General features: G+C 46.6%; 10 protein-coding genes. 2 read left to right on the top strand and 8 right to left on the bottom strand.

Going from position 1 to position 9572, the window contains the following annotated elements; genetic code table 11:
- Positions 1–27 precede the first annotated feature (27 nt).
- From tyrA to ffh, 7 genes are all read right to left on the bottom strand, one after another.
- Positions 28–1167 (bottom strand): bifunctional chorismate mutase/prephenate dehydrogenase, encoded by a 1140-nt coding sequence (gene tyrA, locus SHEWPOL2_RS20715; protein WP_037431256.1) that lies wholly within the window; start codon positions 1165–1167, stop codon positions 28–30.
- Between the two features lie 63 nt (positions 1168–1230).
- Complete coding sequence (locus SHEWPOL2_RS20710; RefSeq protein ID WP_037415636.1) at positions 1231–2322, bottom strand: 3-deoxy-7-phosphoheptulonate synthase; 1092 nt, start codon at positions 2320–2322, stop codon at positions 1231–1233.
- A gap of 461 nt (positions 2323–2783) precedes the next feature.
- A complete protein-coding gene (gene rplS / locus SHEWPOL2_RS20705) occupies positions 2784–3137 on the bottom strand; it encodes a 50S ribosomal protein L19 (protein ID WP_006080791.1) in 354 nt (117 codons plus the stop codon).
- Positions 3138–3171: 34 nt separating this feature from the next.
- A complete protein-coding gene (gene trmD, locus SHEWPOL2_RS20700) occupies positions 3172–3918 on the bottom strand; it encodes a tRNA (guanosine(37)-N1)-methyltransferase TrmD (RefSeq protein ID WP_037415633.1) in 747 nt (248 codons plus the stop codon).
- Positions 3919–3933: 15 nt separating this feature from the next.
- On the bottom strand, positions 3934–4464 hold the full coding sequence (gene rimM, locus SHEWPOL2_RS20695) for a ribosome maturation factor RimM (RefSeq protein WP_037415631.1): 531 nt from the start codon (positions 4462–4464) through the stop codon (positions 3934–3936).
- A gap of 20 nt (positions 4465–4484) precedes the next feature.
- A complete protein-coding gene (gene rpsP / locus SHEWPOL2_RS20690; RefSeq protein ID WP_011071566.1) occupies positions 4485–4733 on the bottom strand; it encodes a 30S ribosomal protein S16 in 249 nt (82 codons plus the stop codon).
- Between the two features lie 218 nt (positions 4734–4951).
- Positions 4952–6325, bottom strand: coding sequence for a signal recognition particle protein (gene ffh / locus SHEWPOL2_RS20685; protein ID WP_037431253.1), 1374 nt, complete (start codon positions 6323–6325; stop codon positions 4952–4954).
- Between the two features lie 334 nt (positions 6326–6659).
- On the opposite strand from ffh, the gene ccsA reads away from it, so the two are divergent.
- Positions 6660–7448 carry a cytochrome c biogenesis protein CcsA gene (gene ccsA, locus SHEWPOL2_RS20680; protein WP_037415626.1) on the top strand — a complete coding sequence of 263 codons (789 nt, stop codon included), beginning with the start codon at positions 6660–6662 and terminating at the stop codon, positions 7446–7448.
- A gap of 101 nt (positions 7449–7549) precedes the next feature.
- Positions 7550–8821: a CNNM domain-containing protein gene (locus SHEWPOL2_RS20675; RefSeq protein ID WP_037415623.1), complete on the top strand. Its 1272-nt coding sequence runs from the start codon at positions 7550–7552 to the stop codon at positions 8819–8821.
- A 69-nt stretch (positions 8822–8890) separates the two neighbouring features.
- On the opposite strand, the gene SHEWPOL2_RS20670 is transcribed toward SHEWPOL2_RS20675, so the two are convergent.
- Entirely contained in the window at positions 8891–9427 is a 537-nt protein-coding gene (locus tag SHEWPOL2_RS20670; RefSeq protein WP_037431250.1) for an Mpo1-like protein, read from the bottom strand.
- Positions 9428–9572: the final 145 nt, after the last annotated feature.

Below are 9572 nucleotides of genomic sequence, written 5' to 3'. Positions count from 1 at the left end.
CATTTTTTATGACTAACTCATTCATTATCAGTTCGTTTTCATATCACTTACCGATTGCAGCATCATGCGGCTTTCACGCTGAAACTGCGGCGCAAAATCACCAAACCACTTAGCAACCGTTTGGAACTGGTTGATAAACGCTTCCCTATCGCCCCGCTTTAATAGCTCTAATGCCTCGCGATAGTTATCCAAATAATCGCCAATCGCATGCTGGCTGTCCTGTTGGGCAAAAATAATATCGGCATAAAGCTCTGGGCTTTGGGCAAACAAGCGCCCTACCATGGCGAGCTCTAAGCGATAGATGGGCGAGCTAAATTGCAGCAGAGTTTCGATATCTGCTTCTTCTTTGCAAAGGTTTAAGCCATACACAAAGGTTGAGAAGTGGCGCATCGCCTGTACCAACTGCATCGCATTATCGTGGCGTTCAGGCTCGGCTTCGACAATTCGTGCGCCCCAAATCGTAATTTGCTCGAGTAACCATTGGTATTTATCCGCTTCGCGTCCATGACACACCACCACAACCTGCTTAGCTAAACTGCCAACATCTGGGCCAAACATAGGATGAAAGCCAACAACGGGTCCCTTGTGGGCAGCTAACATGGCATTCATCGGTTCAGTCTTGATAGAGGTTAAGTCGGCTAAAATACAGTCCTGTGGTAATTGGGTTAGTTTTGCACGGATAAGGTCGCAGGTGATGGCGATAGGCACAGTTACCAGTACCAATCCGGCATCAGCAAATAAGGTTTCCGCTTGCTGCCAGTCGTCTTTATCGAGCACTTTGACCTGATAACCCGAGAGCGACAGCATCTGTTGAAACAGTCCACCAAGCTGGCCTTTCCCGCCCACAATCACAACTGAACCTAGGTCATTTTTCACTTGCTTAAAGCCGACATCCTTCTCATTGAGATAGGACTCACGCATCAAGCGGCGCAAAATATCTTCAATAAGTTGAGGCGCAATACCCATGGTTTTGGCTTCTTCGCGGCGTTTTGCCAGCATTGCGGCTTCACGTTGCGGCGCATAAATCGGCAGGCCTGCGGCATGCTTAACTGTGCCCACCTGCGCGACTAAATCTAGCCGTTTACGCAGTAAATGCAGCAATTGCTGGTCGACGCCGTCGATAAGGCCGCGAAGGTGTTCTAATTCAGTTGTGGTTTTTTCGTTCATGTTATCGGTCCACTACCCACCTAAAAGGAAGGTGTTTAAACGTTAGGCACTTAAGATTTGCTCTCAAGCATTGGCCACTTTGAGCATATCAAAACGCGTTGGCAATACCGAAGATAACTTCGATGCGCCCGCACGTAAAACGCTTTCGGTTTTTTCCCAATTAATACAGGAGTCTGTCACAGAAACCCCGTAGGCCAATTCGCTTAATGGTTTATCACAACTTTGATTACCTTCGTTTAAATGACTTTCTAGCATCACGCCAATAATGGACTTATTGCCGTTGTAGATCTGCGCAAACACATCTTCACACACAGGGACTTGCCTGGTGTAATCCTTAGAGGAATTGCCATGACTGCAATCGATAATAAGGCGCGCATTGAGTTTGGCCTTATGTAGCTGCGCTTCACATTCAGCCACACTGGCCGCATCGTAGTTTGGTGTTACGCCGCCGCGCAGGATCACATGCCCATCGGGGTTTCCCGCCGTTTGCAACAGAGCGACTTGACCCTGTTGGTTAATCCCCATAAATCTGTGGCTGCTGGCCGCCGATTTAAGGGCATTAATTGCCACATCGAGCTTTCCATCTGTACCATTTTTAAAGCCAACGGGCATAGACAAACCCGACGCCATTTCCCTGTGGGTTTGCGATTCAGTCGTGCGAGCACCAATGGCCGACCAAGTCACTAGCTCCGAAATATATTGCGGACTGATAGGGTCGAGCGCTTCGGTGGCGACGGGCAGCTCAAGCTCTGCAAGCCAAATCATCAGCTCACGCGCCATCTTTAAGCCTTTTTCGACATCGAAGGATTCATCCATATCGGGGTCGTTAATCATCCCCTTCCAACCCACTGTGGTACGTGGCTTCTCAAAGTAGACTCGCATTAAGATGTAGAACTCATCGCTGAGTTCATCGTGTAACTTTTTAAGCTTTAAAGCGTATTCCTTGGCGGCATCGATATCATGGATAGAACAAGGTCCAGTGACGATAAGCACGCGGTGATCGCGCTTATGGACAATATCCGCCACGGTTTTGCGTGCATTGAGGATATAACGATACGCGTGCTCAGAGAGTGGCAGAGTCGCTTTTAGCTCCTGCGGTGTAATAAGGACTTTCTCTGAACTGATGTGTACGTTATTGATCGTATCCTGTTGCATGCTTACCACCTAAAACTGAAGTCATATCCCCAGGTTATCAGGAGTCTGGATCTCAAACCGCTGGGGGAAGAATTAAATAGCCGAGGCCACCATGTAATATCGTAATGATACACCATTACAATAGACGACCAATATGCCTATTAATTGGCAGAAGATCAAGGAAGAATTTAACAAATTCGGCATTTATACCAATCGCATTAGGGCGTGTTAACGTTTCGATATTAGATTTTGTTCGTTCTGGCAAGCATGTGCTCGCGAAACGAGGAATGATGTGTAGTTATTCAACTCAAATGACGAGCGGCTCTTATAACAAGGCAAAGGCTTGAAGGCACAGTGGCTCTCTGTCGAAAGCCTTAAACGCACGCGAAATCACTAAAATGGCAAACTTCAGCCAACAAAAAACCGCCACTAGGGCGGTTTTCTGTGCGAACACTACGTCTTGTTTTCTGTAGCGGGTACTATTACTTAGTAGCCAGCTTTTCACGGATACGTGCAGATTTACCTGAACGGTCACGTAAGTAGTACAGTTTGGCACGACGAACGCGGCCACGACGCTTAACTTCAATGCTAGCGATCAGAGGGCTGTGCGTTTGGAATGCACGCTCAACACCTTCGCCATTAGAGATTTTACGTACTGTGAATGCAGAGTGCAGGCCACGGTTACGTTTAGCAATTACAACGCCTTCGAAAGCCTGTAAACGCTCTTTATCACCTTCTTTAACACGAACCTGAACTACTACTGTATCACCAGCACCAAACGCAGGTACGTCTTGTTTCATTTGCTCATCGTTGAGCATTTTAATGATGTTGTTCATAACTTACTCCGTTCTAGAATTAACTGAGCTACGACTAAGCATGCTTGTCCATTGCTTCAACGAACTGCGCTAAAAGAGTCGATTGTTCGTCAGTCAGAGCTAGATTTTCAAATAATTCTGGCCGTCTTAGAAAAGTCCTACCAAGGCTTTGCTGCAAACGCCAGAGTCTAATTTGTTCGTGGTTGCCACTTAGCAGTACTGCAGGTACATCGAGTCCATCCAGACTTTCAGGGCGCGTGTAATGAGGACAGTCCAGTAAACCGTCGGAGAAAGAATCTTGCTCCGCCGAAGCTTGTTTTCCTAGCACGCCAGGAACCAATCTCGATACTGCATCTATCAAGGTCATTGCGGGTAATTCGCCGCCCGAAAGCACGTAATCCCCAACCGACCATTCTTCATCCACTTCCGTTTGAATGATGCGTTCATCAATACCTTCGTACCGACCACACACCAAAATCAACCGGGATGATTTAGCCAACTCAGTAACGCCTTGCTGATCCAGCTTGCGTCCTTGAGGTGACAAGTAAATCACCTTTGCCTCTTCGCCTGCTGCTGCTTTCGCAGCATGAATGGCATCGCGTAAGGGTTGCACCATCATCAACATACCAGGACCACCGCCGTAAGGCCTGTCATCCACAGTACTGTGTCTATCATGGGTGAAATCGCGAGGATTCCACGTGTGCAACTCAAGCAGACCGTTTTTCACGGCACGACCCGTAACCCCAAAGTCTGTTACGGCACGAAACATGTCTGGGAACAGGGTAATTACCCCTAACCACATATGTTGTACCTCGACTTAAAAGTCAGGATCCCAATCCACTAAAATCTGTTTACCTTGGACATCCACCTTCAAGATGAATTGCCCTGGGACAAAGGGAACCATACGTTCCACTTTGCCGAAACTATCTTTAGCGTTGGCCTTAACAAGTAGGACATCGTTCGAACCGGTTTCCACGATTTGATCGACAATCCCCATGTTATAGCCGGTAGTATTAATCACTTCACAACCGATAAGATCACGCCAATAGAACTCGTCTTCTGGCAATGATTGCATCTGCTGCGGCAGGATACCAATTTCGCAATTGGTGAGCATTTGTGCTCGCTCCCGCGTGGTGACACCTTCAAGTTCGGCCACAACGGCCTTGCCTTGGTAACGCCACTGAGTGACTTTTACTTCACGCCATTCGCCATTTTCTTTAATAAGCCAAGGCGAATAATCAAAGATACCTTCAACAGAATCGGTATAGGCGGTGATTTTCAGCCAACCCTTAATGCCATGACAGGAGCCTAATTTCCCCAGTACGACTGGCTGTTGGTTACTGCTCATCAATCTATACCTTAACGCTATTAAGCAGCAGCTTTAGCGTCTTTAATCAATTTTGCTACGCGATCAGTTGTCGCAGCGCCGTTCGCAACCCAGTGCTCAACGCGAGCTAGGTCTAAACGTAAAGTTTCTTCTTGGCCACGGGCCAATGGGTTGAAGAAACCAACACGCTCAATGAAACGACCGTCACGAGCGTTACGGCTGTCAGCAACAACGATGTTGTAAAATGGACGCTTTTTAGCGCCACCACGAGCTAAACGAATGGTAACCATGCGTTTTCAATCCTCTAATGATTTGCTTGAAGCAAAAATAAAAACTGGAACCCCGTGTTCGCGAAGAGTCCCAGATAGAAAGCCGGAAGATTTTACCTGACTTTTCAACGAATGCAACCCAATCTGGCGATTATTAAACCTGCCATAGAATTGCCCGCCTCATTCCAAATACAATCAACCAACTGATAAGACATCAACTTTGATGAAAATCGTTGAGATTAGCGCCCTGGAAATTTCATTCCGCCAGGCATCATACCGCGCATTCCACGCATCATCTTTTGCATGCCGCCCTTAGCCGACATTTTTTTCATCATTTTTTGCATTTGGGTAAACTGTTTCAATAAACGGTTTACATCTTGAATCTCAGTCCCCGAACCCGCAGCAATACGACGCTTACGTGAGCCCTTAATTAAATCAGGGTTTTTACGCTCTTTCGCCGTCATTGAGTTAATGATGGCTTCCATTTGACGGGTCATTTTACCATCTTGGATTTGCGCTAAAGCATCCGGCGGCAACTGACCAACACCGGGCAGCTTTTCAATCATGCTCATCATGCCGCCCATGTTTTTCATTTGCTGCAGCTGTTCACGGAAGTCTTCGAGATCGAAACTACCGCCCTGCTTCACTTTGGAAGCCAGCTTCATCGCCTTTTCTTTATCGACACCGCGCTCAACTTCTTCGATAAGCGATAATACGTCGCCCATACCGAGAATACGTGAGGCGATACGGTCTGGATGGAAAGGCTCTAGGGCATCGGTCTTCTCGCCGACACCGAGGAATTTAATCGGCTTACCGGTAATGTGGCGAATCGATAATGCCGCACCACCGCGCGCATCACCGTCGACCTTAGTTAAAATCACACCGGTGAGCGGCAGCGCTTCGTTAAAGGCTTTGGCCGTGTTCGCTGCGTCTTGACCTGTCATGGCATCGACCACGAACAGTGTCTCAATCGGTTTAACCGCCGCGTGAAGCGCCTTGATCTCATCCATCATGGCTTCATCGACGTGCAGACGACCCGCGGTGTCGAGAATTACTACATCGATAAATTTAAGTTTAGCGTGGGCAATGGCCGCCTTAGCGATATCGATTGGCTTTTGGCTCACGTCCGATGGGAAAAACTCCACATCGACTTCGGTCGCTAAGGTCTCAAGCTGTTTAATCGCCGCTGGACGATAAACGTCAGCACTGACGACTAATACCGATTTTTTATGGCGCGTACGCAGCAGCTTACCCAGTTTGGCAACGCTGGTGGTTTTACCCGCACCTTGCAGACCCGCCATCATAATCACTGCGGGTGGCTGAGTCGCCAAATCTAAGGCTTCATTCGCCTCGCCCATGGATTTTTCAAGTTCGCTTTGAACTATCTTAATAAAGGCTTGGCCTGGGCTTAGGCTTTTCGCCACTTCTTGGCCAACGGCGCGCTCTTTAACATTGTTAACGAACTCACGCACTACAGGCAGGGCAACATCGGCCTCCAGCAGTGCCATACGCACTTCGCGCAGGGTTTCCTTAACGTTTTCTTCAGTTAAGCGACCACGGCCACTGATGTTTTTCAGCGTGCGTGACAGTCTGTCGGTTAGATTCTCAAACATCGTCCTGCTCTATACCTTTAAGGATCTCGATTAATGGGCAGTATTATAACCATGCGTGCGTATTATGCTACTGCTACGCCCCGGTTGCGTTAACTTAGGCATTTAATCTGCTACCACACTTATTTTGCGACTTGATGGCGACTATTTACACCTAACAATAAGAATCTGCTAAATTTTGCAACTTATGTCACTGCCCATTTGCCGATAGCTCATGCTATTCTAGGCAAAATATTGATCTGTATGCCCAGTTAAAACTCAAACAATCTGAAAATACGAGTTTCAAGTAGTTTGGGGATATAAGGCACCTTTAACAACACAAATAGGTTAATTACCCATGGTCATTTTTTCTGCCTCAGCCATGTTTTTTTATTGCATCGCATTGGTATTAGTGACAAGCCGGCTCTTCCATCCTGAAGGCCCTAATCGTAAAGCCGTTGCAGGTATCGCAGCGATTGCGGTGATTCTACACGCAGCCGCCCTCTCACAAGCGATATTTACCCCTGACGGACAAAACTTCAGCCTCACTAATGTGATCTCGTTAGTGAACTGGATCATCGCCTTCACCTTTACCGTGATGATGTTTAGGCTAAAAGTGATTGTGGTTGTGCCCGTGGTTTATGCCTGTTCCGTGCTCTCTGTAGCCCTGCTCTGGTTATTGCCGCCTAAGTTTATTACTCACTTTGAATTGTATCCTGAGGTCTTAGCGCACGTTGTGCTCTCTCTCATGGCATACAGCGCCCTGATGATCGCCGCCCTGTACGCGATTCAACTGGCGATGATCCAAAACAAGCTCAAAAAGAAACAACTCATGTTAAGCCCTAGCATTCCACCACTGATGACGGTAGAAAAGCAGCTCTATCATCTTGTTATTATTGGGGTCATTTTACTGAGCTTATCCCTAGCCACAGGCTTTATCTTCCTCGATGACATGTTTGCCGATGGCAAAGGCCATAAGGCGATTTTGTCAATTATCGCTTGGTTCGTGTATATCGCTATGCTGTGGCAGCAGTATTGGGTTGGCTGTAAAATTCGCACCGCAGTCATTTACACTTTAACTGGTGCAACCTTGTTATCCTTAGCTTATTTTGGCGCTCGCATTGTCAAAGAATTAATTCTTAGTTAATAATTTCAAGTCAGCTTAGGTGCTTACTCGCTAAGCTGACTTGACACCCCGTTTATTTCTCGGTATCAACTTAACCCTATCGGCCTAATTGGAGCCTATTTTTGGACGCTATATCGACAAGCGCACTCCTCATTTTCTTATTGGTGCTTATCCTTTTCTCTGCCTATTTTTCAGGTTCTGAAACCGCCATGATGACTCTTAATCGCTATCGATTAAGGCATCTCGCCTCAAATGGTCACAAAGGTGCCATTCGTGCCCTCAAGTTACTTGAACGTCCAGACCGCTTAATTGGCTTGATTTTGATTGGTAACAACCTGGTTAATATTCTTGCTTCAGCCATCGCCACGATTATCGGAATGCGTCTGTGGGGCGATTTAGGGGTCGCGATTGCAACAGGGGTACTGACATTGGTCGTGCTCGTCTTTGGTGAAGTCACACCTAAAACCATTGCCGCACTCAATCCTGAACGTATCGCCTTTCCATCAAGCTATTTACTTATCGCCCTATCGAAAGTATTTTCCTATGTCGTCACTAGCGTCAATTTTATCACCACGGGCATACTGCGCTTAGTGGGGATAAAGTCTATCAACAGCAGCGATGCATTAAGCAAGGAAGAACTTCGCACAGTCGTTCATGAAGCTGGCGCATTGATCCCCCAACGCCACCAAGAAATGTTGTTATCGATCCTAGACTTAGAAAAAGTCACTGTTGAAGATATCATGGTGCCACGCTCGGATATCTATGCAATTAACGTCAATGATGACTTTAAGTATATCAATCGCCAAGTGATCCAAAGCCCACATACTCGCGTGTTGGTTTACCGCGATACCATTGACGATGCTGTCGGCTTTATTCATCTGCGTGATGCGCTGCGCTTGCAATCAAAAGAGCAGTTCAGTAAATCCTCATTGCTGCGCGCCGTCAAAGAGCTCTACTTTATTCCTGAAGGCACACCACTCAATGTGCAATTAGCCAATTTTCAGCACAACAAAGAACGTATTGGCCTCGTCGTAGATGAATACGGTGACATCCAAGGACTGGTAACACTCGAAGATATCCTCGAAGAAATTGTCGGTGACTTCACCACTTCAATGTTACCAACCGCGAGTGAAGAGATTAACCAACAACAGGATGGCAGTTATTTGATTGATGCCAGTATCACCATCCGAGACTTGAACAAAGAGATGAAATGGGATTTTCCAACCGATGGTCCTAAAACCCTCAATGGCCTGATTTTAGAGTATTTGGAGGACATCCCCTCCGAAAACACGAGCCTACGCCTTGCAGGCTACCCGCTAGAAGTCATTGAAGTCGCTGACAATATGGTCAAAACAGTGCGAATTATCCCACAGCATTATCAACCACCCCGCTAACTTTACTACAGATAAAAAAATAGGCCGAATCCAAATGGAATTCAGCCTATTTCCCTCTCCCCCAAGAGATTATTTAACGCTTTGCGTCTTCAGCCGCGCTTCGAGTGCACGGCGTTTCTCAATCGCAATAGGTGTAATTTGGGCATCTAAATCTTTTTCTAGCCCCAGGATAAAATACACTTCGGCCATTAAGAAAAACGGGCCAATTAACAGTTGGTTTAAATCATCAATAAAGGCAGGCTTTGCCTTCTCGTATTGATGGCCAATCAGCTGAAAAACCCAACCGACGATAAATACCGATATAGCCAACCAGAAGGCGTTGGGAGAGGAGGCCACTAACTCTGTTGAATACACGACGGGGGCGATAAACAAGGCCAGACCAATCGCTAACCTTGCATGCAAACGAAAATAATAAACCAGCACGCCAGCCCCTAAAATCACACCTAAACTCACATCGCCAGCACTACCAAATGGAATACGGATTGTCGCTAATAATAGAAAAGCCGACCATATAATTAATGGAATACCAATAAAATGAGTTCGAATATTTCGCGGATTTAAATGCACACTCTTATAGGTTGATAGCTGCTCTACGGCGGATTTCATCTTGGGCTCCTTTTGCTGTGTCCCTGCAAATTAGTTTATAGATAAAACTTTTGACCTAACCTAGCCCAAAAATGCCAAACTGAACAGTAAAAAGTAACAAAAATGTTGCCGAGTGTTTTGAGTAATAAAAAGGGAGCTTAAAGCT

Origin of the sequence: Shewanella sp. POL2 (assembly GCF_000282755.1) — a bacterium.
Classification (GTDB): Bacteria; Pseudomonadota; Gammaproteobacteria; order Enterobacterales; family Shewanellaceae; genus Shewanella; species Shewanella xiamenensis.
The sequence above is the reverse complement of the archived record's forward strand: the minus strand, read 5'-3'. Positions and strand labels throughout refer to the sequence as shown.